Raw genomic sequence first — 24,191 nt, 5'->3', positions numbered from 1 at the left:
TCAGCGACGGGCGTGGCGCAGCCGCCGGGACCACGCGACGACGGCGGCGCCGGCGAGCAGCAGGGACCCGGCGGTGAGGAGCGAGGGCCAGGGGACGGTCGACGTCCGGCCGGTCATGGCGAGCTCGGGACGGCCCTGCGGGTCCCGGCCGGAGTCCGGGACGCGCCCGGAGGCCGGCGGGGTCGGCGTGCCACCGACGCCCCCGATGCCGTCGACGCCTCCGGCAGCAGCGGTGCCACCGGTGCCGCCGATTGCTCCAGTGGCGCCGTCCCGGGCTCCGGCTCCGGCTCCGGCTCCGGCTCCGGCTCCGTCCGCAGCGGTGTCCCGACCGAGGTCCCCGCTCCCCGCCACATCGCCGACGCCCCCGACCTCACCATCACGGGTCCCGCCGACGCCGGAGGTCTCATCGGTCTCACCGGCATTGTTGGCATCACTGATCTCATCAGAATCGCCGGTCTCACTGATCTCACTGGTCTCATCAACCTCGCCGGTTTCGCTACCGCCACTGTCCTCGACGACGCTGAAGACATAGTCGTCGGACTCACCGACCCAGTCCCCGTCATCCTTCGGCTGCGTCTTGCCGCCGTCGGCACTCGCGGCGCGCTGCCGCTGGACGATCGCGGCGTTGGCGGTGATCCGGCCGGGGCCGGTGTCGGAGGTGAACGCCATCCGGACCTGGACGGTGACGGTACGGCCCGCGGGGACGGTGAAGCCGTCGAAGTCTTCGGCGCCGTCGCCGCCGCCGAAGACACCGATGTGCTCGTCGCGGTCGGTCGTCTCCCAGGTGACGCGATGCTCGACATCGGGTCGGGCCTGATCGGCGAACTCCAGCTGGATCTGGTCGGAGGTCAGCTTCCGGTCGTCGTCGGTGAGGACCAGGACCGGGTGCATGGCCCGGCAGGACTCGGACGTCGTATTGGTCAGATCCAGGAACCAGGTGCCGTAACCGCCGCCGGAGGCATACGTCTCCGGGCCACCGTGGATCCGGGTCGTGATCGGGAAGTCGCCCGCCGTCGGTGTGCCGCAGGCGGGCTGCTGGTCGGCGGTGACGGAGCGCGGCAGGACCGCGGTGGCGGCGGCGGACGGGCCGCCGAGGACGGCGGGGACCACGCTCGCCGCGGCCAGTCCGAGGGCGAGTCCATGGCGCGGCCGCGTGGGGGAAAGCGGTGAAGAGGGTGGGAGTGGGGACGGTTCGGGGGTCGGTTCCGGGGACGGATGGGGGGACATAGCGGGACATCCTTCGCTGCTTGCGAACGGTCGGATCGCCCCGTGCCCGGAGTTCACCGGCTGTAGCCGGTGACGCTGTCACGCGCGCGCGACCCACCGGGCGTCGACATGCCGGAGGGCCACCCGGTCGGCCGCCGTCAGCCCCTCGATCAGCCGATGCCCGTACCGCTCCAACGGCGCTATGCGCCACCGCCGCTGCCGACACGTCCGAACAGCGGGGCGAGGACCAGCTGCGCAGCCCCCTCGGCGACCGGCCGGCCGCCACCGGCGGTGGTGACGAGCGGCACCGCCGCACCGGTGCCGTCACGCCGGGCGCGCTCTTCGATCACGGCACGGACCCCGCGTACGTACGCATCCGGATCCGCTCCGACGGTACGGCCGCCCAGCACCACGCGGTCGATGTCGAGCAGCCCGACGAGGTTGGCAGCACCGGTCCCGAGCACCCGAGCGGCCTCCGCGACATCGCCGTCGGCAACGGCTGCGAGACAGAGCGCCTCGATACAGCCGCGCCCGCCGCAGCTGCACGGCGGCCCGTCCAGCGACACGGTCTGATGCCCGAACTCACCGGCCCCGGTACGGACCCCGCGGTGCAACGCCCCACCGAGAAACAGCCCCGCGCCGAGCCCGGTCCCGAGATGCAGATACGCGAAGTCGCCCGGCCCGTCGGCCCGCAGGGCGAGCCCGAGGGCGGCGGCGTTGGTGTCCTTGTCGACGACGACGGGCAGCCCGGTGCTCGCGGCGAGGGCGTCCTGGAGCGGATAGCCGTCCCACTGCGGAAACCCGGTGACACGATGGAGCACACCCCCGCGGTGATCCAACGGCCCGGGCACGGCGACACCGATCCCGAGCACGGTACGCGCGCCCTCCTCGGGCGCGGTCCCGCACGGGGCGGGGCGCCCCGCCGGCACGGCCTCATCGGAGGCGACCGCCGCAGGGGTCCCGGGGCACGCACCGGGCGGGCCGGACCCGGGAGATCCCGCAACGGCGCCCGCCCGCACCGGCCCGCCCAGCACCGCCCCCACCTCGCCCGCCGCCACCGCGACGACCTCCCCCGCCGGCGCGCCGAAGTCCAGCGGCGTCCGGCGGCTCGCGACGACCGTCCCCGCCAGGTCGACCAGGACCACCGTCAGCTCGTCGCGGTCCAGGTGCAGCCCCACCGCGTGCCACGCGTCCGGGACCAGCCGCAGCACCGTCCGCGGCTTGCCGCCCGTGGACGCGCGGTGGCCGGCCTCCGTCGCCAGACCCTCCGCCCGCAGCCGGGCGGTGATCTTGCTGACGGCCTGCGGTGTGAGCCCCGTCCGCTCCGCCAGCTCCAGCCGGCTGATCCCGCGCTCGCCCGCGACACGCAGCAGGTCCAGCACGAGCGCCGCGTTGTGGCTGCGCATCGTCGGAAGGTTCGCCCCGGCACTACTCCTGTTCACGGCTCCATTGTCCCTCTCGCTTGCACTTTGGCAACAGCGTTGCTTAAGTGGATTGCATGACTGGCATCACGACTCCCGAGACGCAGCAGCAGACGCACGCGCACGAGACGCCCCTTCGCGTCGGACTCGTCGGCTACGGCCTGGCGGGCTCCGTCTTCCACGCCCCGCTGATCTCCGCGACCGAGGGCCTCGTCCTCGACACGGTCGTCACGTCGAACGAGGAGCGGCGGGCGCAGGCCCGCGCCGAGTTCCCCGACGTCTCGTTCGCCGCATCACCCGACGAGCTGTGGGCCCGCGCGGGCGGCCCCGATGCGCTCGACCTGATCGTGATCGCCTCCCCCAACAAGACCCACGTGCCGATCGCGACCGCCGCGCTGGGCGCCGGGCTGCCGGTCGTCGTGGACAAGCCGATCGCCGGTACGGCAGCCGAGGCGCGCGAGCTCGCCGCGCTGGCCGAGGAGCGCGGCCTGCTGCTCTCGGTCTTCCAGAACCGCCGCTGGGACAACGACTTCCTGACGCTTGCCCGGCTGATCGAGGACGGCGAGCTCGGTGACGTACAGCGCTTCGAGTCCCGTTTCGAGCGGTGGCGTCCGGAGCTGAAGGGCGGCTGGCGCGAGTCGGGCGATCCGCAGGAGATCGGCGGGCTGCTGTACGACCTGGGCAGCCATGTCGTCGACCAGGCGCTCGTGCTGTTCGGTCCGGCCGTGCAGGTGTACGCCGAGTCCGACGCGCGCCGCCCCGGCGCCGCCACCGACGACGACACATTCCTGGCGGTCACCCATGCGAACGGGGTCCGCTCGCACCTGTACGTCAGCGCCACGACCGCGCAGCTCGGCCCGCGCTTCCGGGTGCTCGGTTCGAAGGCCGGTTATGTGAAGTACGGGCTGGACCCGCAGGAGGCCGACCTGCGCGAGGGCCACCGCCCGTCCGCCGCCGCTCCCGGCTGGGGCGAGGAGCCCGAGGCGCTGTGGGGCCGGATCGGTGCGGGCGAGTCACCGCTGACCGGTGGCGGCGCCCCGGTCCGCACCCTGCCGGGCGACTACCCGGCGTACTACGCGGCGGTCGCCGACGCGGTGCGCGGCAAGGGCGACAATCCGGTGACGGCCCTGCAGGCCGCCGCGGCCCTGGACGTCCTGGAGGCCGCCCGCCGCTCGGCCCGCGAAGGCGTCACTGTCACCCTGCCCACCGCTTCCGAGGAGCAGACCGCATGAACCCCACCGCTCCGACCATCTCCGAGCTCATCGCGCAGGAGCGCCGACTGACTCTGCCGCATTTCGGCTACGACGACGCGTACGCCCTCGGCGGCCTGCTCGTCTCTCTGGCCCGCCGGCGGCACGCGCCGGTCGCGATCGACATCCGGCGCGGCGCCCAGCAGCTGTTCCATGCCGCGCTGCCCGGTTCGAGCGCGGACAACGACGCGTGGATCGACCGCAAGCGCAGAGTGGTCGAGCGGTACGGCGAGAGCTCGTACCTGGTCGGGACCCGGTTCCGGGCGAAGGGGACGACGTTCGAGGACTCCTCGCGGCTGGACCCGGACGTGTACGCCGCGCACGGCGGTTCGTTCCCGATCGCGGTCGAGGGCGCGGGCGTGATCGGCTCGGTCACGGTCTCCGGTCTGCCGCAGGCGGACGACCATGCACTGGTCGTCGAGGCGCTGGAACAGTTCGCCTCCACGATCGCCGGATAACGCACCGGAGGGGTGGGTCGCTGCACCAGCAGCAACCCACCCCTCCGATCTCTGACCGCCTAGCCGGCGCGGCTATGCGTCCTTGAGCTCCTGCCGCTGCCGTCCCAGGCCCTCGATCTCCAGCTCGACGACATCGCCCGCCCTCAGATACGGCTTGGGCTCCGGCTGCCCCATGGCCACTCCGGCCGGCGTACCGGTGTTGATGACATCGCCCGGGTACAGCGTCATGAACTGACTGAGGTAGCGGACGACCTCGCCCACCGGGAAGATCTGGTCGGCGGTGGTGCCGTCCTGCTTCAGCTCGCCGTTGACCCAGAGCTTCAGCGGAAGCGCCTGCGGGTCGGGCACCTCGTCCGCCGTCACCAGCCACGGCCCCAGCGGGTTGAACGTCTCGCAGTTCTTGCCCTTGTCCCAGGTGCCGCCGCGCTCGATCTGGAACTCGCGCTCGGAGACGTCGTGCGCGACCGCGTACCCGGCGACATGACCGAGGGCCTCCTCGGCGGAGTCCAGGTACCGGGCGGTTCGGCCGATGACGACGGCGAGCTCGACCTCCCAGTCGGTCTTGCGACTGCCGCGCGGCACCAGCACGGTGTCCTCGGGCCCGACGACGGTGTCCGGTGCCTTGAAGAACAGGATCGGCTCGGTCGGAATCGCCGCACCGGTCTCGGTGGCGTGGCCCTGGTAGTTCAGCCCGATGCACACGATCTTGCCGATCCGGGCGAGCGGCGGCCCGACCCGGAGCCCTTCGGCATCGAGTACGGGCAGCTCGCCGGGCGCGGCCGCGGCGGCCCGTACCCGAGCCAGTGCGGACTCGTCCGCGAGCAGGTCGCTGTCGATGTCGGTGACGATTCCCGACAGGTCACGCAGCGTTCCGTCCTGGTCCAGCAGCGCCGGTCGTTCCGCACCTGCCGTACCCACGCGAAGCAGCTTCAACGTCTGTCTCCCCTTGGTCGAGATCGGGCCCGTCGGATGGGTGGCGGCCATCGCAGGCCTGGCCGATCCTCCAAGACATCGGATCACTCCGCAAGACCTGTTCACACACTGGACCGGCGCACCCGCTGCGACGACTACGCCACGGTGGCCATGGCGGCGCCCGCGACCGGCATGTCGCGGTAGAGGACGGTTCGCTCGACCGCGGTCCAGGTGGTGCTCGTGACGATGTAGAGCGCGGCGGCGAGCGGCACGTACGCCACCGAGACCAGTGTGAAGAAGGACATCAGCGGCATCAGCTTCGTCATCGCGCCCATGCCCGGCATCGGCTGCCCGTCGGGACCGGTGGTGGGAGCGGCCGGGGCGGCGGCGAGCTGACGCTTCGTACGCCGGTAGTTGAACGTGGCGACGGCGGCGACGATCGCGAAGAGGCCGAGATAGACGACGCCCTGCGCGCCGAACAGCCCGCCGTGCGCGAGCGCGTTGTGCCAGCGCTCGCCGAGCGGGGCGCCGAAGAGCTCGTGGCTGAGCAGCGCGTTGGAGTCGCCGCCGATCTTCTGGCTGGAGAAGAGGTGGTAGAGCAGGAAGAAGGCAGGCATCTGGAGAAGGCTGGGCAGGCAGCCGGACAGCGGCGAGACCTTCTCCTTCTTGTGCAGTTCCATGAGCGCCTTCTGCATGCGCTCGGGGTTCTTGCCGTGCTTCTTGCGCAATTCTGCGATCTGCGGCTGGAGCTTGGTGCGGGCCTTCTGGCCGCGCGCCGCAGCCCGTGACAGGGGGTGCACGGCGAGCCGCACCAGCGCGGTGAAGAGGACGATCGCGGCGGCGGTCGCGGCGCCTTGGAAGAGCGGCTGGAGGAGATCGGCGAAGGAGCCGACCAGGCCGGCGAAAGCGGACATGAAGACGGACATGGGTGAGCCCTCCGGGGGGTCTCGTCGTGCCGGGAGAAAGAAGATCTGGCTCGGCATGACGACCCGCGTGGGGGGCGCCCGGGTACGCGTATGCGTACGTACACAGGCAAGAAGGTGGGGCGAAGTCCCTACGCGGCCGTCAGGAGGGCATGGCCGGGGGCTCGGGGCCGCCTGCGCCCCTTGGCGTCGGGGTCGCGCTGCGGCAGGAACGCGGTGCGGTTCTCGCGGTCGCGCATGGCTGTACGGACCCGGGTGCGGGGCACGGGGGCGGCGCAGCGCGCGCTCATGACCGAGCAGGCGACGAGCGCGGAACCGGCGGCGGCGGTGGCGGCGAGCGCGACCGCGGCGGAGAGGCTGCCGCCCTCGGCGAGGAGGACCTCGGTGAGGAGGAAGAGCAGGATTCCGACGGGCCGGGGCAGACGGGCGACACCGGCACGCAGACGGTTGCTGATGCTGATGCTCATCGGTCCCTCCCCTGTTCGGCCCGGTGGGTTCACTCGTGCGGCCCTCCAGCCGTTATACACGATGGCACCGCAACAGGTGGCCGGCGTCAGACGGGGTCGGCCTCCAGCGGCTGCAGCAGCCGGCGCGGCGCGAACAGGGCGCGGCTGACCGGATCGCCGCCGTTCGGGTCGAGCGCGTCACCCGGCCGCATCTCGACATCCTCCGGCGGTACGACCAGGGTGCAAGCCGGGCAGTTGCCGTACACCCCCAGCTCCGTACCGCAGGCGGCATGGAAGAAGAGCCGCATCGGACGCGTACCGGGAATGCGCTCGCTCCCCCACACGCCGAGGGCGCGCAGGACCGGCCAGAGGGCCTTGCCGCTGTCGGTGAGGAGGTATTCGTCGCGCGGCGGCGACTGCTGGTAGCGGCGCTTCTCCAGGACTCCGGCCTCGATGAGGGACTGCAGCCGGGCGGCGAGGACGGCGCGCGGGATGCCGAGGTGGACGAGGAAGTCGCTGTAGCGGCGGACGCCGAAGAACGCGTCGCGCACCACCAGGAGGGTCCAGCGCTCGCCGATCACTTCGAGCGCGCGGGCGATGGAGCACTGCTGTGTCGCGTAGTCCTTGCCGAGAGCCATGGGCACCACTTTACTCCCCCAAGGTTCGATGAATGAACTGACCCGTGTTAGCGTCAGCGCATAGCCCTAAGTTCATTCACCGAACCAAGAACGGCCGAGAGCCGAACCGGAACGAACGACCCGAGCCCCGGAGCGAATCCATGGCGCAGCCCACACGTCCCCTCACTCAGCAGCTCGCGCACACTGCAAGAGACACCCCACCGCACCCCCCGACACGCGCCGCGACCCGCCCGACCGCCGTCCTCTCCCCCTCCTCACCCCGCCCCACCGCCACCCTCGCCGTCACCGCCCTGGCCACCACCGTGGCGCTGATGAACTACACGTCGCCGTTGACGTCCGTCCCCGGCATCTCCGCCGCGCTCGCCACCCCCGCCTCCGGCCAGGCCTGGCTGATCAACGGCACCCCGCTAGGACTGGCCGCCTTCCTCCTGGTCGTGGGCAGCCTCGCCGACGACTACGGCCGGCGCAGGCTGTTCCTCATCGGCACCCTGGGCCTCGGCGTCACCACCGCCGCCGGCGCCTTCGCGACCAGCACGCTCGCCTTCACGCTGACCCGCGTCGCCCAGGGCGCGGCGACCGCGGCGATCCTCGCGACCAGCCTGGGCCTGCTCGTCGGCGCGTTCCCCGTGGGGCCGGCCAGGATCAGGGCGACCGGGATCTGGGGCGCGTGCGTGAGCGGCGGGATCGCGCTCGGCCCGCTGCTCGCCGGTTCGCTGGGCATCATCGACTGGCGGCTGGTGTATGCCGCACTCGCGGTCGCCGCACTCGGCACGGCCGCCTTTGCGTTCCGCGTGCTCTCCGAGTCCCGCTCGCCGCGCGGCGGCCGCCCCGATCTCGCGGGCACAGCGGCGCTCGGCCTGGCGATGACCGCGCTGCTGACAGCGCTCACACTGGGCCGGGAGGGCTGGCTGCGCGCGAGTGTCGGCCTGCTGCTGCTTGCCGCGCTCGCGCTGACCGCCTTGTTCGTGCTGGTGGAGCGCCGGGCCGCGGCGCCGCTGATCGATCTGACGCTGCTGCGCAGCCGCCCGTTCCTGACGTCACTGGCGGGCGGTCTGTTCACCGGTCTCGCGGTGCTCGGCCTGTTCAGCTATCTGCCGACACTGCTGCAGGGGGGACTCGGACTGTCGCCGATAGGCACGGCGTGGCTGTTCCTGCTCTGGTCCGGTACGTCGTTCGTGGTGGCACTGCAGGCACGGCGGCTGACGGGCAGGGTCTCGGCGCGCCACCAGCTGGCCGCGGGCTTCGCCCTGCACGCCGTGGCGGTGCTGGCGCTGCTGGGCACCCTGGACACAGCAACGGCGGGCCCGTCGGTGTGGCTGCGGCTCACCCTGGCGCTCGTCGTCTCCGGCATCGGCAGCGGCCTGCTCAATGCCGCGCTGCCGCGTGTCGCGGTGGAGTCGGTACCGGCGGAGCGGGCGGCGATGGGTTCCGGGGCGAACAACACCGCCCGCTACCTCGGCTCGTCGGCAGGGGTCGCGCTGACGATCGCGGTCGCGACGTCGGGCTCGGGTGCGGACGGGGCGGTGCTGCTCTCCGTCGCGACGGCTCTGGTGGCGACGGTGGGCATCATGCTCCTGCGCGACCGCCGCTCGCCTCGCTGACGCCCACCCCCGAGAGCTCACGCGGTGAACGCCGTGGTCGCGACCACCGTCTTCGGGATCTTCATGGTGGCCACCGTCGCTCTCGGGCTCCTTGCCGTGCGAGGCTGCGGGAACAGGGGCCGTGACGGGCTTGCCGAGTGGTCGTGGTCACCCCGCCGGGTCAGCCACACCGCGACAGGTGTCAGCAGGGTCGCCCCGAGCAGCCATACGAAGAGGAACGGCAGTCCGAGCACGACGGGACGGACCCGGTTCACGAACGGCAGCGCCCCCAGGTACAGCACGTAGGGAACCAGCAACCACAACAACTGCGGACGTCGTCTGAGCACGTCGGAAAAGCTTACTGACCACCGCTACCGCCCCCGCACACCCGCCAGCTTTCCCCACACGACAAGGCGGTGACGGGAGGTGAATTCCGGCGTGCACGTGGTCAGCGTCACGTAGGAACCGGGCTCGCTGTACCCGAAGGACGGCTTCAGATTGCTGCGCGGCACGGCGGCGATGACCCCGCTGTCCCGGGCGGCGGTCTGCGCGAGCGTCTTGTCGACGACGTAGGTGTACACGCGCTCCCGGGTCTCGACGGTGATCCGGTCACCGCGCCGGAGCCGGTTGATGTAGCGGAACGGCTCACCGTGCGCATTGCGGTGCCCGGCGAGCACGAAGTTTCCGGCGCCACCGGGCTGCGCGGTGCGCGGGTAGTGCCCGACGTACCCCTTGTCGAGGACGCCGCTCTTGCTGATGCCCTGGGCGACGGGGGCGGTGAGCCCGAGGCGCGGGATGCGGATGACGGCGTAGGCCTGATCCCAGCGGGGCGCGGCAGCCGTACGCGCTCCGCCCACCTGCGCGCCCCGGCCCTCCCCCACCGCATTCGTGTCCGTATCCGCGTCCGTATCCGCACCCTCGTCCGACGGGGCGGACGGAACACTGGCGTCCCCACCCCCCGCCTGCCCCCACTCCCGCTCCAGGGACTGCACCCGGTGCCGGGCATCGGCCCTGGCCTGCCGGTTGGTCCACCACAGCTGATGAACAACGAGAAGCAGCACCACCACACCGAGAGTCACGACCGCCTCGGCGCTCGCCCACAGCCCGCGCGCGGCGAGGCGCCGCCCGCGCGGGTTCCGCTGCACCATGACCGGTATCCGCTGCCTCACGGCCCGCACGATAAGGGCATGACCCGTAACTCTCCAGGGTCGGAACAACCCTCCGTGCAGGAGCCGTACAGCAGTACGGTGTGATGCATGCGCCCCGACACGCCTGCTGACCACATCGCCGAAGCCGAGCGCCTGCTGCGCACGGCGGCGCAGTACCCCGACGACCGGGAACCGCTGTTCCTGCGGGCCGCCGCCCACCTGGAACTCGCCGGCGAGCGCACCCGCGCCACCCCCCTCTACGACGAGCTCCTAGCCGCGGACGCCGCCGAACCGCACCTGATCAAGGCCCTCAAGGCGTCGAACCTCTGGGAGTACGGCCACGAGGCCGAGGCCCGCGCCATCATCGAAGGCATCCGCACGGCGGGCCCCCTGGAATCCGCCCCCTGGCAGATCGCGGCCGAGACCCTGGAATCGCACGACGAGCTGGAGTCGGCCCACGACTTCTTCTCGACCGCGCTGACCCTGCTCCTGGCCCCGGGCGAGGAAGTCCCGTACGCCACCCACTCGCTGCTGATCGGCCGCCACCGGGTACGCCGCCTGATGGGCCTCGACCATGACACGTGGGACGACCTGACCGACACGCTCCACACCGCCCCGGTCCCGCTGGACGAACTCCACGACCCGAAGCGGCTGTGGTCACTGGGGTCGTCCGACCCGGGCGAACTCCAGGCCGAGATCACCCGCCTCCGCGCCGAACTGGGCACCTACCGCACCGCTCTCTCCCGCCCGTTCCCGGTGGCGGTCCTGCACTGGCCGGAGCCCGAACTGAACGAACTCCTCGCCGCGTACCCCACCCTGCGCGCGGAGTACCCCTCCCACACCGACCACCTGGCCGACCTGGAAGCCGCCCTCCGCGACCTCCACGCGGCGGGCACCCCGAACCTGGGCATCGTCACCGGCACGGTCCCCTCGTACGAGGCCTTCGCCGCCTCGGAAGCCATGTCCCCGTCCGACCCGAACCTCCTCCCCCAGTACGCGACCACGCTCGCTGCCCGCGGCCGTGCCGTGCCGTGGCCACCGGCACGGACCGCGGCGTGCTGGTGCGGATCGGGGCGGGCGTACCGGGAGTGCCACGGGGCGGAATGACGGAGGGGCCACAGCCCTTGCCTGAGCGATCGGGGTCCCGCCACAGCGGGACCCCGATCGCGCGGCCGTACCCTCCCCGCTACGGCGGGGTCCCGACCCCGCCGTAGCACCCTTTCCCTCCTGCGACTCCTTCGCCCCTTTCGACGTCCGGCACGCCGCCCTGCTCGCCGAACAGGCAGCGGGAATCGGCCACTTCCACGTCCTTGCGGACACCCATTCCAGCAACGAGGGCGAAATCCCGGGCCGCTTCCACCTGTTCGACGTGGCGGACGGTTCTGCTGAGCCGGGCTTCCGCATGGCCGAGATGGCCACCCATCAGGGCCTGACCATGGCCACCGTCCGCCAGATCTGCACCCTGGCCGCCACGGAGTACGGCCTGACCACACTGCGCGCAGCAGCCGCACTCGACAACACGGGCTCCCGCGCGGTGCCTGACCCGCACGGGGTGCGTCCCCACCGGACAGACTCCCCAGGCTGCGTCAGGCTTGCCGAGGTCCGACGGGAACTGCGGCGCCGCAGGCACTGCGAGCCGCTCGGCATGAGCAGCCCGCCCGCCCCGGTCGACACCCTGGGGAGAGCGGGGGAACATGGAACGGCGGGCACCTTCCGGCCTCCAGGTTGCCGCCGGTATGACGCGACGGCCGGAGTGCAGGACGGCGCGATCGCCCGCCCCGCAGGCCGCCGCGTTGTGCTCGCAGTGATGACGCCGACGCCTCTGCGGCCGGCTTTTCCGTCCTCTCTGATGGGAGCACCATCATGCGTCTGCACCCTCGACGCGCCGTGGTTTCTCTGCTCGCGTCCTCATTCGCACTGTCCGGCGCGATCGTCTTCGCGCCGACCGCCGACGCGGTACCCGCGGCAAGCTGCACGGTCACGCCCGCGGCGAACGGGATGTCCGTCGCCATCTCCGGTGAGGGCTTCACGGCTCCGCGGAACCTCAACGACGGTGAGTCCACCGAGCGCTTGAACGTGGACGCGACCGGAAACTTCTTGCTGACGCGCTTCCAGAAGAACGTCGACTACACCGTTCTCGCTGTCAACGAGGACCAGAGCAACATCTTCGTGAACTGCAAGGTCGTCCCGCCGGCCACAGGGCTCCAGCCCGACACAGGGTTCCAGCCCGGCACAGGCTTCCCGCCCGACACAGGGACGAACCAGCCCGACACCGGACCGTTCCAGCCCGGCACAGGGTTCCCGCCCAACACGAATCAGTGAGCACGGGGCCACAGAGAAAGAGGCCAGGACGGCTACGACGCGGCCGGGATGAGCTGCAGCGAGCGTCCTGCGCCGGACTGGAGCCGTGATCACACACCGCCTCCTGGGAAGGGTGGACGCAGGGAGAGGATCGCGCTTTCAACAGGGCCTGCCGCAGAGGATCAGCGTCGGTATGACTCTGCGGCAAGCGGGGCGCGGTCCTCTCTCCTGCTGAGGGCTTGCAACAGGTGACACCGTGCGCCGAGGTGGCGGTGGGGGATGAGGCAGCAGGCCGGTTCGCGTCGGCGTGGACCGCATCGTCGATCCCGCTGATCGGCTGCCCCAACCGACCGGACTGCCCAGCCCGAGTCGCGGTCCGCCAACTCCCCGACAGGGGGTTTGTCAATAGGATTCCCCTCTGTCGCACCTTTGCAATATCATCACACCCCACCCACTGATCTCAGGGCGCGCCTCCCCACGCAGGTCTCAGCTCTGTGTGCGCGAGGAAGTCTTCATGCCGCCCTATCAGCCTTCCGCCGACTGGCAGTACGAGATCCCGACGACCGGTACCAAGCGGCTTCCACCCGCCGCCCGTTACGTCGAATCGCTGACGCACCAGGGCTACGGCTTCGAAGCCGCTGTCGCCGACCTCGTCGACAACTCCATCGACGCGGGCGCCCGTAACGTCGTCGTCAGCTTCCTCCGGGACGAGGACCGCCTCGCCGGCCTCCTTGTCGTCGACGACGGGTGCGGCATGAACGACGAGGCCCTGGACACCGCGATGACGGTCGGCGGCCGCGAGGGGTACGCCGCGAGCGCGCTCGGCCACTTCGGGGCGGGCCTCAAGGCCGCCTCCCTCTCGCACGCCGATTCGCTGACCGTCATCAGCCGCACCAAGAAGAGCCCGTCCACCGGCCGCCGATGGCTTACCGCGCGCGCCCAGGCCGACTTCACGTGCGACGTCGTCGACCCCCGCTACTGCCAGGACCTCGTCGACCGCTACGACGGAGTCGTCGAGTGGCACGGCACGATCGTCCGCTGGGACCGGGTGCGGGCCTTCGACACTGTGACGACCGGTCAGGCCGACCGCTTCCTCAACGACGCGATCGAGAAACTGGAGACACACCTCGGGCTGTATCTGCACCGGTTCCTCGCCCGTGAGGACTTCAACGTCGACATCGTCGTCGAGGACGTACGGACCAAGGAGGAGCTCGACCACCGCGGGGTCGAGCCGATCGACCCCTTCGGCTACCGGATTCCGGGCCGGTCCGGCTACCCCCGCACGTACACCGCTCCGATCGAGGGTGTCGGCGAGGTGGCGCTGACCGCGCACATCTGGCCCCCGAAGTCACCGCTGGTCAGCTTCCGCGGCATCGGCCCGCTCGCCGAACGCCAGGGGTTCTACATCTACCGCAACGACCGGCTCGTCCAGGCGGGCGGCTGGAACAGCACCCGCAGCGCCGAGGGCCACCTCGCCCTGGCCCGGATCGCCGTCGACCTGCCGGCCGAACCGAACGACGTCTTCAGCCTCACGGTGAAGAAGGACGGTGTGACGGTCACCCCCGCCTTCGCCCGCGGACTCGAACAGGCCACCGACGACACTGGCCGGACGTTCGCCGCGTACCTCCAGGAGGCGGAGACGACATACCGGGAGGCAGCGCGCCGCTCCACCGAACCGACCCGCAAGGCGGTGCTCCCGGCGGGCAGGGGTCTCGACCCGAAACTGAAGCGCGCCCTGCGGGACGAACTGCCGGAGCTGGAGGGCGAAGACCCGATCACCTTCCGCTGGGACACGCTGCCGACCGAGGTGTTCTTCGAACTCGACCGCGAGGAGCGGGAGGTCAGGCTCAACAAGGAGTACCGGCAGGCCTTCAACGGAGGCCGCCGCGGCGGCCTGAACGACGCCCCGGTCGTCAAGAGCATGCTCTATCTCATGGTCAACGAGATCTTCCAGAAGGAACGGGTGCGGGCCGTCCACACCGACAACGTGGCGCTGTGGAACAGCGTCCTGGTGACCGCCGCCCGCTGCGAACTCGCGCGCTGAACCACCGAGTCGTCCGCCCACCTCCCTTCTCGAGGAAGCCGTCCCCACCATGACCGACCACCTGTTCAACCTGCACGGCGACGTCCTGGCCGCGATGCGCCGCGGACCCAAGCACTTCACCAAGCTGGCCTTCGTACTCACCGAGGCCAACGAACCCGCGGACACGGAGCTGAGCCACTTCCGGGACCGCATCATCGCCGCGGGCCCCGGCGACGAGCTCACCGCACTCTGGCACCGCACCCTGACCGGCTGGGACCTGGCGGAACAGGCCGACTGGTCCGCCGCCCCGCCCCGTACCGACGAGCGCCGCGCAGACACGTACACCCGCCTCGGCTTCGGCGCCGACCTGCGCAAGGCTCTCGACTATGCCTTCCCGGTCTTCAAGGAGCCCGGCCCGACGATCATCAGCAGGACCCCGACTTCCTGGTACTCCCGCGACATCGCGGCGGCCCGCTCCTTCTACTGGAACTCGTACGAGCAACTGCTGCGCCGCAAGGGCTGGTCGGACGCGGCCGTGTCCAGCCTCGACGAGGCGAGCCACGCCGTGGTCGAGCGCCTCGCCGACCCCACGCGCGCCGAGGCGTACGGAGCCCGCGGCCTGGTCGTCGGCTATGTCCAGTCGGGCAAGACCGCCAATTTCACAGGCGTCACGGCAAAGGCCATCGACGCGGGCTACCGACTCGTCATTGTCCTCGGCGGCACCCTGAACCTCCTCCGGGGCCAGACCCAGCGCCGCCTGGACATGGAACTGATCGGCCAGGAGAACATCCTGCGCGGCGCCGACCTGTCGGACCCCGACGCCCTGATCGACATCGACTACCAGGACGACGAGGACTGGCCGGCGAAGTTCGTCAGCCACGGTGGCCGCCCCTCCACCCGAGGCGCTTTCGACATCGAACGCCTCACCACCCGGGACGACGACTACAAGAGTCTGGCGACCGGAATCCGCGCACTCGAATTCGACAAGCAGGTCCGTACGCAGCCGCTGCACGCCCCGGACAACCTGCACCGCGCGGCCGCGCGCGTGATGGTGGTGAAGAAGAACAAGTCCGTGCTGGCCAAGCTCATCAAGGACCTGAAGAAGATCGGCCCGCTCCTCTCCGAGATACCCGCGCTGATCATCGACGACGAGTCCGACCAGGCTTCGGTCAACACCACGGACCCGAAGAAGTGGGAGGAGGGCAAGGTCGCCCGTACGGCCATCAACGGCCAGATCTCCCAGCTGCTCGGCCTCCTCCCCCGCGCCCAGTACGTCGGCTACACGGCGACGCCCTTCGCTAACGTCTTCGTCGATCCGGGCGACGGCGAGGACATCTTCCCGCGCGACTTCCTGATCTCGCTGCCCCGCCCGACCGGCTACATGGGCGTGCAGGACTTCCACGACCTGGACCGGACCGACGACTCCGCCACCGGCACCGCCGAGGAATCCCACATCCGCGGCATCTACGAGGACACGGGCGACCGCCTCCAGGAAGCCCTGGACGCCTTCCTCCTCACCGGAGCCCTGAAGCTGTACCGCGCGGCCAACGGCGTCCCCGACGGCCCGTTCCGTCACCACACGATGCTCGTCCACGAGTCCGTACGCATGGCTGAACACGCCGCCCTCGCCCTACGGATCAGCTCCTTGTGGCACGAGGCGGCTTACACCAGCCAGGAAGGTCACGACCGGCTCTCCGACCTGCTGTCCTCCGACTTCCAGCGCTTCGCCGACGATGGACTGCCCACCCCCACCTCGTACGAGGACCTCAAGCCGCACGTCTTCCGGGCCCGTCAGCTGATCAACTCCGGCGGCACACCGGTGATCGTCGTCAACGGCGACACCGAACGCGACTACGCCCAGCCCGACCTCGACTTCGACCGCACCCCGAACGTGTGGAAGATCCTGGTCGGCGGCACCAAGCTCTCCCGCGGCTTCACGGTCGAGGGCCTCACGGTGACCTACTACCGCCGCAAGACCCAGCAGGCCGACACCCTGATGCAGATGGGCCGCTGGTTCGGCTTCCGCCCCGGCTACCGCGACCTGGTCCGCCTCTACATCGGCCGCGAGGAGCCGATGGGCAAGTCGAAGACGGTCGATCTGTACGAGGCCTTCGAGGCCATCTGCCGCGACGAGGAAACGTTCCGCGCCCAACTCACCCGGTACGCCGCCCTGGTGGACGGCAAGCCCCAGGTCACCCCGGCCCAGATCCCGCCGTTGGTGTCCCAGCACCTGTCCTGGATCAAGCCGTCCGCCCGCAACAAGATGTTCAACGCGGAGCTGGTGGAGATCCGCTCGCCGGGCGAGTGGGTGGAACCGAGCGCCTACCCGACGAGCGCGGCAGACCTGCGGCACAACGCCGAGGCCTGGCGCCCTGTCCTCGAAGCGCTGGATCCCGCCCCCGTCACGCTGAGGTGCTGCTCCGTCGAGTACGGCCGGGACGACAGCTACGAAGCCGTGCTCGGGACGCTCGACCACGGCGCGCTGCTCGGGGTCCTGTGCGATCTGAAGTGGTCGGCGCCCACCCAGTTCTCGCCCCACCTGGAATCTCTGGTCTCGGCGGGTGGCGCCGGCAACGCCATCGACGGCTGGCTGGTGATCGTCCCGCAGCAGACATCGGCAGACAGGGTCGAGGCGAGCATTCTCGGCTCACGTCCGCTCTCGCTGGCGAGCCGAACGCGGCGCCGTGGTGACCTCTTCGGTGCGATCAGCGAGCCCAAGCACCGCGGGGTCGCCCTGCGGGTGGCCGGCGCCCTGAACGACTCCCAGGACCCTCTGGTCGAATCGCTCGCACGGGACCGACGGGGTGTCCTGGTCCTTTATCCGTTGGTCGAGGACGAGCCCCGGCTCTCCTCCGGCGGCGCGATAGATCCCGGGGACGTGGTCATGGCCTTCTCCCTTGTCGCCCCGAAGTCGTCGGACGCCGGGCACAGGAGTCTGGTGCGCTTCCGCGCCATCGATTCGAGCAGGAGCAATTTCGCCGTCATTGATCGCGAAGAGTCCGGAGCGTAGGAAACTTGGCAGTGATGAGCACCGCCAAACCGTCCTCTCCCGGCGTCTCCGCCCGGATGAGCCGCCAGGCACGCCGTGACACCGCTCCCGAGCTGGCGGTCCGGAAGCTGCTGCACGCGTCCGGCTACCGCTACCGCCTCAACGAGCGCGTGCCTCACATGTCCCGACGGACGATCGACATCGCCTTCACACGGGCCAAGGTGGCTGTGTTCCTGGACGGGTGCTTCTGGCACGGCTGCCCCGAACACGCCACGCAACCGAAGTCGAACGCGGAGTGGTGGCGGCAGAAGCTCGATCGGAACATGGCGCGGGACGCGGAGACGACGGCCCATCTGGTCGCCGAGGGATGGACGGTGCTGCGCTTCTGGGAGCACCAGTCACCGGTACAGGTCGCCAAGCAGGTGGCGGAGATGGTCGACCGGGAACGGTTCGATCGAGGGGCTCGAGGAGTGGGTGGGGACCTGTGAGCGAACTCCGGTTCGTGGATGTGTGCGCGGGCGCGGGCGGGCTGGCTCTCGGCCTGGAACAGGCGGGCTTCGACCCGGTGCTGCTGTTGGACAACAAGGCGGTGGCCTGCGAGACGCTGCACCTGAACCGTCCGACATGGAACGTCCTGGAAATGGACCTGCTGGACTTCATTCCGGACGAGCACCCGAGGACCTACGACGTCGATCTGCTGTCGGCGGGCCCGCCCCGGGTGAAGTCCAGCGCGACCGCCGCAAGGGCGGACACAGAGCAGGAACAGCGCCTCCTGGAGGCAGCGATCCTCCTCACCCACTCCATCCAACCGCGCGCTCTCCTCGTCGAGAACGTGCCGGGGCTCGTAGCGGCTCCGGAATTCGAGCCCTTGCGCACATTCATCCGCGAGGAGCTGGAGCACCTTGGATATCGGCTGCACTGGTTCGTCCTGAACGCGGCCGACTTCGGCGTACCGCAGGATCGTAAGCAGGGCGTACTGGTCGCTCTGAAGGAGCGATATTTCGACCTCTTCCGGCCGCCGCTGCCGACGGTCAAGGAGCACGTGTCGGTAGGCAGGGCGCTCCGCCGTTCCATGGCAGCCCGCGGCTGGCTCGGCGCTGACGCGTGGGCGGCTCAGGCACTCAGTGTGGCACCGACGCTCGTCGGTGGTTCCGACAATCGCGGCGGAGCGGATCTGGGACCGACGGGGACGAAGAAGGCTTGGGCGCGTATGAGGGTCAACGGAGGAGCCCTGGCCAATGAGGTCCCGGGGCCCGATCTTGACGACTCGCTCGACATGATCAAACTCACGGACTCACAGGCTGCGCTTCTGCAGGGGTTTCCGCGTGAGTGGCAATTCGCGGGCAGAAAGACCGCGCGGTACCGGCAGATCGGTCATGCCTCACCACCGCCGGTCGGGACCGCCTTGGGACGGGCTGTCGCAGTCGCTCTGGAGGCCTGATTCCTATGGAAACGGCGGGCTCGCCGGCCGGCTACACTGGCACATCATGACCCGCCCACTTCATCCGTTGCTCCCCCATGCGAAGTTCATGATCGTCGATCTTTTCGCAGGCCCCGGCGGTCTCGACATCGCCGCCAAGATCATGGACGAAGTGGAGAGCATCGGCGTCGAGTGGGACGACGCGACCTGTGAAACGCGTCGGGCGGCCGGCCTGCTGACCACCACGGTGAAAAATGTCGCCGCGCTAGGTCCGTGCGATGACGAGGTCATCAAAGCGAACGTACTCACCGGCGGGCCCCCGTGCCAGTCCTTCTCCGTCGCGGGCAACCGGAAGGGCCACCAGGCTCTGGAGCAGGTCAAGGCGCTTGCCACGCGTTTGGTCGCCCACGACGATCCTGAGGAGTTCGAGGCCGCGTGGCAAGACATCAAGCGCGAGACGGACAAGATGTCCGACGACCGCACCGGCTTCGTGCTCCAGCCACTGCGCTGGATCATGGAGGCCAAACTCAAACGCCGCAAGCCGTACGACGTGATCGTCCTCGAACAGGTGCCAACCGTTCTACCGGTGTGGAAGCACTACGCCGAGCTCCTCACGCAAGTCGGCTACGCCGCCGACGCCCACGTCCTGCACTCCGAGGACTTCGGCGTCCCGCAGACACGCCGGCGCGCCGTGCTGATCGCCCAGTGGGACCCGGAGAATGTGGGACGGCCCGTAGGGTTTCCCCGCGCGACGCACCAGCGCTACAGCAAGGGAGCCACTCGCCTCCGTGAGCAGAACGATCCGGAGCACGAGGAGCAGGGGCTGTTGTTCTCCGCGCCTCGAAAGGGGCGGAGGCCGCTCAAGCCCTGGGTCGCCATGCAGGACGTACTCACTGAGCGCCCGCGCGACTTCGAGGTGGTCTCCAACTACGGATCGGGAGGCGACCCCAAGAACCGAGGCCGCCGCACTTCCGACCAACCCGCGGCAACGATCACGGGAAAGGTCCGGCGTAACCGGGTCTTCCTTCTGAAGGAGACCAGGTCCGGAAACAAGGAGATCGGTGAGGAGTTGGAGCGGCTCACGTTCGAGGAAGCCGGACTGCTTCAGTCGTTCCCGAGGAAATACCCCTGGCGGTCCACCGATGTAGCACAACAGATCGGGAACGCCATTCCGCCGCTCCTTTCTCTGCACATCCTCAGCAGTGCGCTCCGACTCGGGCCGCCGGACGACGACTTGATCAATAGTCTGGCGACGTGGGAACCGAAGCACCCGGACACTCCAGCGAATGAGGTCCCCGCCGAGGACGCGTGAGCCGAACGGGGCCTGCCGCGACAGACCCCGTTCGGACTCACTTGGTTGATGGCCACGACCAGGTTCAATCGTGTGCAACCCCGGACCGAGCCCGGTCACGCAACGGCGCCTCTGCGGCGAATCGCTGGAACATCCGCGTCAGGACCTCGCAGGAGGAGCGCCGGGCGGTGCCGTCGACCGGCCCTTCGGGCAGTCGGTCCCACGGGACGGCCGAAGCTGATTCCACGTCTTCGATCCAGTCGGAGAGTGCGAAGTGATCGGGGACGTCGTCCGGAGCGATCACCTCGTACATGAGCGTGCTACCGGCCACGTTGACCGCCGTACACAGTGCGTTGACCCGATCCCCCAGTCGCGTGGCTCCCTGTCGAGACAGGTCCTCGAGGACCCGCACCAGGGCCAGGGCGGTGGGTTTGTGATCGATGGTGGAGAGCCGGAGAGCCGTGTTGATCACGTCCTGATTCCCGCAGGCGATCTCCGCGGAGGTGTAATCGGACCCGTCTCGGAACATCTCGGCGGCCCACCACAGCCGGGAGAAGGCCTGACTGTAATGAGGACCTACGAACCTGACGCCGGTGACCTTCCTGGGATCGTCGTCGGACCCTCCGAGCGGCAGGTGTCGCCACAGGATGTAGTCCGGCGCCACAGCCAAGGCCAAAAAGTTCCACAGACCGGAGTTCGCCGCCTCGGCACGGGTCATCCGCAAGGTCGCGTGCAGTCGTGGCGCCAGCCATGCGTCGGCATCGGTCCTCGCCGCATCGAACCGGCTCATTGCCTCTTCGACAAGCTCTCGCACCGGATCGACACTCCACCGGACGGAGTCACTCTCGATCGGCGTGCTCGCCCGAAGAATCGCCACCTGCGGCAGGCCGTCCCGGCCCGCGCGTACCCCGTGGGTGAGGAAGGCCATGGCGACATTGCCCGGTAGCAACGCGAGCCGTTCGGGAGGCTCGCTATGGTGTCGGCTCATCGACGCGGACCTTCCTGGGCACGATTCACGGCGCGGATGGCCGCCGTCAGATTCTTCGGCACCTGCCCTCGTCTTCCTGCTGCGTAGTGGATCCGTGACTGGATCTCCGCCCACCCTCGGCCGTCGCCTCTGCGGCTGTGTGCCTCTGCCAGAGCTTCGGCGAGGGGAAGCCCCGGGAACACCTCAGGAAGCATGGAGCGCAGCACTGACTCCCGCCACCCACCAGGAAAGTGCGGGGTGCCGTCCTCATCGAATTCGAGGTCGCTCAGTGCCGAGTGAAACATGGTCGTCCAGGCCTCACCCGCGATCTGCGCGGCCACCATTCCGGCGGTCGCTTTCTCCAGCGGCCCGCGAGCACCGGACAGCAGCTCGGGAAGCCCTTCGAAGGACGTATTGATCAGGACCGCCGGCAGGTCTCCGGTGGTGTCGATCAGCCAAGGCGCGTCCATGAACCGGCGCAGCCACTCCTGTGGCCCGTCCCTGAAATCCCTCTGCAGGATCTCCAGATCGCGTTGCCTGGTCGGCGTACGGGCAAGCAGGTCCACTACCCAGGGCGTATCCGTCCTGCCGATGACGCGCCCGTCGACTCCACCGTGGGTGCCGACGACGCTCACATCGAGAAGCGCACGTGCCGCGTGGGTGGAGCGGCGCACCCGGACCTCACCTCGCCAGTGGATGTCGCCACGACGACGTTCCAATCGACTCACCACACGAGTGTTGGTGGCTCCCTCGGTCAGTATGGCGACGCAGCTGACCCCGGACCACGGCCCCTCGTCCAGTTCATCGGTGGGGAGGGAGACTTCCAGGTCGAGGACGCCCTCGATCCAGTCGTTCCGCTCGATCTGATGAAGGGCGACGACCTGATCGCGTTGGGAGATCAGCGAGAGTTGCAGAGGCTTCCCGTCCATGCTCGCCCCTCGAACGGTGACCTCGATCTTCCCCACCAAGGTCGGGTACGCGTACACAGTGCTCACGCCGAAGTCTCCCGTGCCTGCTGGATGTCCACGATCACACCGGCCATGGCGGCAGCCACCGGGTGACTGCGGACGGCCGTGACTCCTCCGAAACGCGCTGACCGTACATCCGGATCGATGAGCAGTCGGCCGTCGACGACCTGACAGTTCTCCTTCGCGGACAGCTCCGCCCACTCCAACGAGGGACGTCCTCCCGATCGCACATCGAACTTGACCACCGGCAGCAACTGCCAGCGGCCGTCGCGCTGCGGGACAGTCAGCGTCACGTCCAGGGTCCAGGCCCCGTCCCCGTCCACCTTCCCGACGACCCGGTCCACGAGTGGGTGCCCCAGGCCACGACGACCGCTCGCCGCCGCAGGCGCATCGATACGCAGCAGCTTCCGAAGGACCTCGGGGCCGGAAGAGTCCTGACCGACGGTGCGCCGACCGATCACGCCACGCAGTGCCGCATCCATGGCTGCGTTGAACTCGGTCAATCGGCGGGACGAGTTGGCATAGGCGGCGGTGAGTTCCTCGGTCGTCCCCCACCTGTCGTGCTCCGGCGGCTCGGCGGCCCGTAGGAATGCCTCGGCGGCGTGCGTCGCCGAGCCGTCATCTCCTGTGGCGAAACCGGCGAGCAGGACAGCTTGGAAGGGGTCCACTCCCGCGCCCAGGCTTCGAGGGGCGCGGGCCGTGACAGACATGCGAGTGCCGCGCATACAGATGATGCGGCTGTGCTTCTCGTCCTTGTCTGCAGCAGGAGTGACCAGGAGTACGGCACGATGGTTGTGTCCTTCGGCTCCGCGCCCGGCGGCCCGCAGCGGCGGGACGGCGAAGGTCACGTCCCTGGCGACGACCTGTCCGGGGGCCGTGAGTTCGTCGACCGTCTCGCCGTCGAGGTACGCACGCAGCGCGTGGACCAGTGCCGGGTGCCGGTCGAGTGGATCAACCCGCTGCTCAGGAACCACAAATTCACCGTTGCGAAGAGCGCGGACCGACGCTTCGAGCATGGCCGGCGTCGAACGGCCCGAGGTCATGGCCGCCCAGAAGTTGTCGGACAGCGCCCCGCCGAGAGCCGCGTGCAGATCCTCCAGGGTGTCGTTGCCTCCGGCCGCGTCGTGAGCGCCGACGACGAGGAAGGAAGTTCCCGGATCATCGCTGTCCCGGTCGAGACGCAGATCGGCGACCACTCGTTCATTAGCCCACCAGGAGCGGGACACACCTTCGTGTTCCTTCTCCGTGTCCGGCTCACCGAGCCAGGCGGGCCCCGCGTAGGCAACTCCATCGACCTCTCGCCAGGGAAGGTCCAATCGGCCGACCACTCGGCGGACCGTCCGCCCCTCATGTGTCTCGGACAGGGTGCTGTTGATCAGCACCAGGCCGAGCCGGCTGGCCGCCCACAATGTGGCCTTACCCAACCCGTACGAGCCGCCGGCTCGGTCGTTGCTTTTGTGACTGTCGAGCTGCCGACGGACCACAGCGGCATACCGACCGTCTCCGTACTCGGGTCCGGTCAGACCCGAGGCGTTGTAGTCGTCAACCCGGAGAAGCAGGAGGGAGGAGTCTTCTCGCAACGCCCGCAGCCCTTCGGCGAGAGCCCGGCCGACCTTGTGCCGGGACTGCGCCGCCGCCGTGTAGTGGGGCTCGAGCTGGTCCCACTTCAGTGCGGAGAGGAAGGAGTGCAGGTGTTCACCAGTCAGCTCGTGCAGGGTGAATCGCACCCGCACCGGGCGCCCCGGATCCAGTCGCTCGTCCAGGGAGTTCTGCGTGACCTCCCTGGCCAACACAGCCAGGTTCGCGTCGAAGGCGAAGACAGCCGCGTTGCCGTACTCCCGACCACCGTCCTGGTGCGCGACCCGGTGGTACCAGTCGATCGGCCGATCCGATCCGGCGTCGGCGTCCCTGGTAATCAGGGTGGCAACGTCCGTCTCCAGGATCTTGGCTATCTCGACCATCAGCTCCGGCCTCGGCCGCGATCTGCCGGTGACCCATGCCGACACGGCCGCGCGCGTCAGGTCCAGCTCCTTGGCGAAATCCGCCTGCGATATGCCGCTGCGGCGCAACTGGCGTCCGAGCCAGATGCCGAAGCCTTCGACGTCCTCCATTGAACCCACTTCCCCTTGGTTCCGGGAAGGGCCACGGTAGCACCTGCATTTGACGCCGCCAGGTCGTCAAACGACGATTGACACCATGCCCGACTGGTGCGCCAGCAGGGGCGGTTGAAGAAAAAATCTCGTTACTGTC

At 69.6% G+C, this 24,191-nt stretch carries 20 protein-coding genes and 1 pseudogene; 10 read left to right on the top strand and 11 right to left on the bottom strand.

The annotated features are described in order from the left end of the window. The gene (locus ABZV38_RS21715) at positions 1 to 1,227 is read right to left on the bottom strand and encodes a hypothetical protein (RefSeq protein ID WP_356329287.1); all 1,227 of its coding nucleotides are present in this window, start codon (positions 1,225 to 1,227) and stop codon (positions 1 to 3) included. 179 nt (positions 1,228 to 1,406) lie between these two features. Further along, positions 1,407 to 2,612, bottom strand: coding sequence for an ROK family transcriptional regulator (locus tag ABZV38_RS21710; protein WP_356329319.1), 1,206 nt, complete (start codon positions 2,610 to 2,612; stop codon positions 1,407 to 1,409). 92 nt (positions 2,613 to 2,704) lie between these two features. On the opposite strand from ABZV38_RS21710, the gene ABZV38_RS21705 reads away from it, so the two are divergent. Both ABZV38_RS21705 and ABZV38_RS21700 read left to right on the top strand, forming a co-directional pair. Beyond that, on the top strand, positions 2,705 to 3,859 hold the full coding sequence (locus tag ABZV38_RS21705) for a Gfo/Idh/MocA family oxidoreductase (protein WP_356329286.1): 1,155 nt from the start codon (positions 2,705 to 2,707) through the stop codon (positions 3,857 to 3,859). After that, entirely contained in the window at positions 3,856 to 4,335 is a 480-nt protein-coding gene (locus tag ABZV38_RS21700) for a heme-degrading domain-containing protein (RefSeq protein ID WP_356329284.1), read from the top strand. The genes ABZV38_RS21705 and ABZV38_RS21700 overlap by 4 nt, the downstream gene beginning before the upstream one ends. A gap of 72 nt (positions 4,336 to 4,407) precedes the next feature. On the opposite strand, the gene ABZV38_RS21695 is transcribed toward ABZV38_RS21700, so the two are convergent. The 4 genes from ABZV38_RS21695 to ABZV38_RS21680 form a co-directional block, all read right to left on the bottom strand. Then, positions 4,408 to 5,268: a fumarylacetoacetate hydrolase family protein gene (locus ABZV38_RS21695; protein ID WP_356329282.1), complete on the bottom strand. Its 861-nt coding sequence runs from the start codon at positions 5,266 to 5,268 to the stop codon at positions 4,408 to 4,410. Between the two features lie 134 nt (positions 5,269 to 5,402). After that, a complete protein-coding gene (locus tag ABZV38_RS21690; protein ID WP_356329280.1) occupies positions 5,403 to 6,173 on the bottom strand; it encodes a YidC/Oxa1 family membrane protein insertase in 771 nt (256 codons plus the stop codon). A gap of 128 nt (positions 6,174 to 6,301) precedes the next feature. Further along, positions 6,302 to 6,637 carry a DUF6412 domain-containing protein gene (locus ABZV38_RS21685; protein ID WP_356329279.1) on the bottom strand — a complete coding sequence of 112 codons (336 nt, stop codon included), beginning with the start codon at positions 6,635 to 6,637 and terminating at the stop codon, positions 6,302 to 6,304. A gap of 86 nt (positions 6,638 to 6,723) precedes the next feature. Next, positions 6,724 to 7,254, bottom strand: a complete 531-nt coding sequence (locus ABZV38_RS21680) for a helix-turn-helix domain-containing protein (protein ID WP_356329277.1) — start codon at positions 7,252 to 7,254, stop codon at positions 6,724 to 6,726. Positions 7,255 to 7,394: 140 nt separating this feature from the next. Between ABZV38_RS21680 and ABZV38_RS21675 the strand changes: the two genes are divergently transcribed. Then, positions 7,395 to 8,855, top strand: a complete 1,461-nt coding sequence (locus ABZV38_RS21675; RefSeq protein ID WP_356329275.1) for an MFS transporter — start codon at positions 7,395 to 7,397, stop codon at positions 8,853 to 8,855. A gap of 146 nt (positions 8,856 to 9,001) precedes the next feature. Here ABZV38_RS21675 and ABZV38_RS21670 read toward each other — a convergent pair. Continuing rightward, positions 9,002 to 9,151: pseudogene (locus tag ABZV38_RS21670) on the bottom strand (DUF3311 domain-containing protein); the annotation flags it as partial. 54 nt (positions 9,152 to 9,205) lie between these two features. Then, positions 9,206 to 9,982: a class E sortase gene (locus tag ABZV38_RS21665; protein WP_356329317.1), complete on the bottom strand. Its 777-nt coding sequence runs from the start codon at positions 9,980 to 9,982 to the stop codon at positions 9,206 to 9,208. 108 nt (positions 9,983 to 10,090) lie between these two features. On the opposite strand from ABZV38_RS21665, the gene ABZV38_RS21660 reads away from it, so the two are divergent. The 7 genes from ABZV38_RS21660 to ABZV38_RS21630 all read left to right on the top strand — a co-directional run bounded on the left by ABZV38_RS21660 (position 10,091) and on the right by ABZV38_RS21630 (position 20,027). Beyond that, a complete protein-coding gene (locus ABZV38_RS21660; RefSeq protein WP_356329273.1) occupies positions 10,091 to 11,089 on the top strand; it encodes an SEC-C domain-containing protein in 999 nt (332 codons plus the stop codon). A 756-nt stretch (positions 11,090 to 11,845) separates the two neighbouring features. After that, positions 11,846 to 12,304 (top strand): hypothetical protein, encoded by a 459-nt coding sequence (locus ABZV38_RS21655; RefSeq protein WP_356329271.1) that lies wholly within the window; start codon positions 11,846 to 11,848, stop codon positions 12,302 to 12,304. Positions 12,305 to 12,797: 493 nt separating this feature from the next. Next, positions 12,798 to 14,327: an ATP-binding protein gene (locus ABZV38_RS21650; protein ID WP_356329269.1), complete on the top strand. Its 1,530-nt coding sequence runs from the start codon at positions 12,798 to 12,800 to the stop codon at positions 14,325 to 14,327. Between the two features lie 49 nt (positions 14,328 to 14,376). Further along, positions 14,377 to 17,316: a Z1 domain-containing protein gene (locus tag ABZV38_RS21645; RefSeq protein WP_356329267.1), complete on the top strand. Its 2,940-nt coding sequence runs from the start codon at positions 14,377 to 14,379 to the stop codon at positions 17,314 to 17,316. A 14-nt stretch (positions 17,317 to 17,330) separates the two neighbouring features. Then, positions 17,331 to 17,783, top strand: a complete 453-nt coding sequence (locus tag ABZV38_RS21640) for a very short patch repair endonuclease (protein ID WP_356329265.1) — start codon at positions 17,331 to 17,333, stop codon at positions 17,781 to 17,783. Continuing rightward, on the top strand, positions 17,780 to 18,736 hold the full coding sequence (locus ABZV38_RS21635) for a DNA cytosine methyltransferase (protein WP_356329263.1): 957 nt from the start codon (positions 17,780 to 17,782) through the stop codon (positions 18,734 to 18,736). The genes ABZV38_RS21640 and ABZV38_RS21635 overlap by 4 nt, the downstream gene beginning before the upstream one ends. Positions 18,737 to 18,782: 46 nt before the next feature. Then, on the top strand, positions 18,783 to 20,027 hold the full coding sequence (locus ABZV38_RS21630) for a DNA cytosine methyltransferase (RefSeq protein WP_356329260.1): 1,245 nt from the start codon (positions 18,783 to 18,785) through the stop codon (positions 20,025 to 20,027). A gap of 64 nt (positions 20,028 to 20,091) precedes the next feature. Here ABZV38_RS21630 and ABZV38_RS21625 read toward each other — a convergent pair whose 3' ends face one another. Genes ABZV38_RS21625 through ABZV38_RS21615 form a run of 3 tightly spaced genes read right to left on the bottom strand, consistent with a single transcriptional unit; the run spans position 20,092 to position 24,052 of the window. Further along, positions 20,092 to 20,994 (bottom strand): DUF6339 family protein, encoded by a 903-nt coding sequence (locus tag ABZV38_RS21625; protein ID WP_356329259.1) that lies wholly within the window; start codon positions 20,992 to 20,994, stop codon positions 20,092 to 20,094. Further along, complete coding sequence (locus ABZV38_RS21620; RefSeq protein WP_356329257.1) at positions 20,991 to 21,968, bottom strand: hypothetical protein; 978 nt, start codon at positions 21,966 to 21,968, stop codon at positions 20,991 to 20,993. Before ABZV38_RS21620 ends, ABZV38_RS21625 begins: the two co-directional genes overlap by 4 nt. Next, positions 21,965 to 24,052, bottom strand: a complete 2,088-nt coding sequence (locus tag ABZV38_RS21615; protein ID WP_356329255.1) for a helix-turn-helix transcriptional regulator — start codon at positions 24,050 to 24,052, stop codon at positions 21,965 to 21,967. The genes ABZV38_RS21620 and ABZV38_RS21615 overlap by 4 nt, the downstream gene beginning before the upstream one ends. Between the last annotated feature and the right edge of the window lie 139 nt (positions 24,053 to 24,191).

Source organism: Streptomyces sp. NPDC005181 (genome assembly GCF_040608395.1).
GTDB lineage: Bacteria > Actinomycetota > Actinomycetes > Streptomycetales > Streptomycetaceae > Streptomyces.
Note: the sequence above shows the minus strand (reverse complement) of the source record. Positions and strands in the feature narration are given on the sequence as shown.

Bases quoted from the DNA above. Each gene is read 5' to 3' on its own strand.
- ABZV38_RS21715 (WP_356329287.1), bottom strand. From the start codon at position 1,227: ATGTCCCCCCATCCGTCCCCGGAACCGACCCCCGAACCGTCCCCACTC.
- ABZV38_RS21710 (WP_356329319.1), bottom strand. From the start codon at position 2,612: ATGCGCAGCCACAACGCGGCGCTCGTGCTGGACCTGCTGCGTGTCGCG.
- ABZV38_RS21705 (WP_356329286.1), top strand. From the start codon at position 2,705: ATGACTGGCATCACGACTCCCGAGACGCAGCAGCAGACGCACGCGCAC.
- ABZV38_RS21700 (WP_356329284.1), top strand. From the start codon at position 3,856: ATGAACCCCACCGCTCCGACCATCTCCGAGCTCATCGCGCAGGAGCGC.
- ABZV38_RS21690 (WP_356329280.1), bottom strand. From the start codon at position 6,173: ATGTCCGTCTTCATGTCCGCTTTCGCCGGCCTGGTCGGCTCCTTCGCC.
- ABZV38_RS21685 (WP_356329279.1), bottom strand. From the start codon at position 6,637: ATGAGCATCAGCATCAGCAACCGTCTGCGTGCCGGTGTCGCCCGTCTG.
- ABZV38_RS21680 (WP_356329277.1), bottom strand. From the start codon at position 7,254: ATGGCTCTCGGCAAGGACTACGCGACACAGCAGTGCTCCATCGCCCGC.
- ABZV38_RS21675 (WP_356329275.1), top strand. From the start codon at position 7,395: ATGGCGCAGCCCACACGTCCCCTCACTCAGCAGCTCGCGCACACTGCA.
- ABZV38_RS21665 (WP_356329317.1), bottom strand. From the start codon at position 9,982: ATGGTGCAGCGGAACCCGCGCGGGCGGCGCCTCGCCGCGCGCGGGCTG.
- ABZV38_RS21660 (WP_356329273.1), top strand. From the start codon at position 10,091: ATGCGCCCCGACACGCCTGCTGACCACATCGCCGAAGCCGAGCGCCTG.
- ABZV38_RS21655 (WP_356329271.1), top strand. From the start codon at position 11,846: ATGCGTCTGCACCCTCGACGCGCCGTGGTTTCTCTGCTCGCGTCCTCA.
- ABZV38_RS21650 (WP_356329269.1), top strand. From the start codon at position 12,798: ATGCCGCCCTATCAGCCTTCCGCCGACTGGCAGTACGAGATCCCGACG.
- ABZV38_RS21645 (WP_356329267.1), top strand. From the start codon at position 14,377: ATGACCGACCACCTGTTCAACCTGCACGGCGACGTCCTGGCCGCGATG.
- ABZV38_RS21640 (WP_356329265.1), top strand. From the start codon at position 17,331: ATGAGCACCGCCAAACCGTCCTCTCCCGGCGTCTCCGCCCGGATGAGC.
- ABZV38_RS21630 (WP_356329260.1), top strand. From the start codon at position 18,783: ATGACCCGCCCACTTCATCCGTTGCTCCCCCATGCGAAGTTCATGATC.
- ABZV38_RS21625 (WP_356329259.1), bottom strand. From the start codon at position 20,994: ATGAGCCGACACCATAGCGAGCCTCCCGAACGGCTCGCGTTGCTACCG.
- ABZV38_RS21615 (WP_356329255.1), bottom strand. From the start codon at position 24,052: ATGGAGGACGTCGAAGGCTTCGGCATCTGGCTCGGACGCCAGTTGCGC.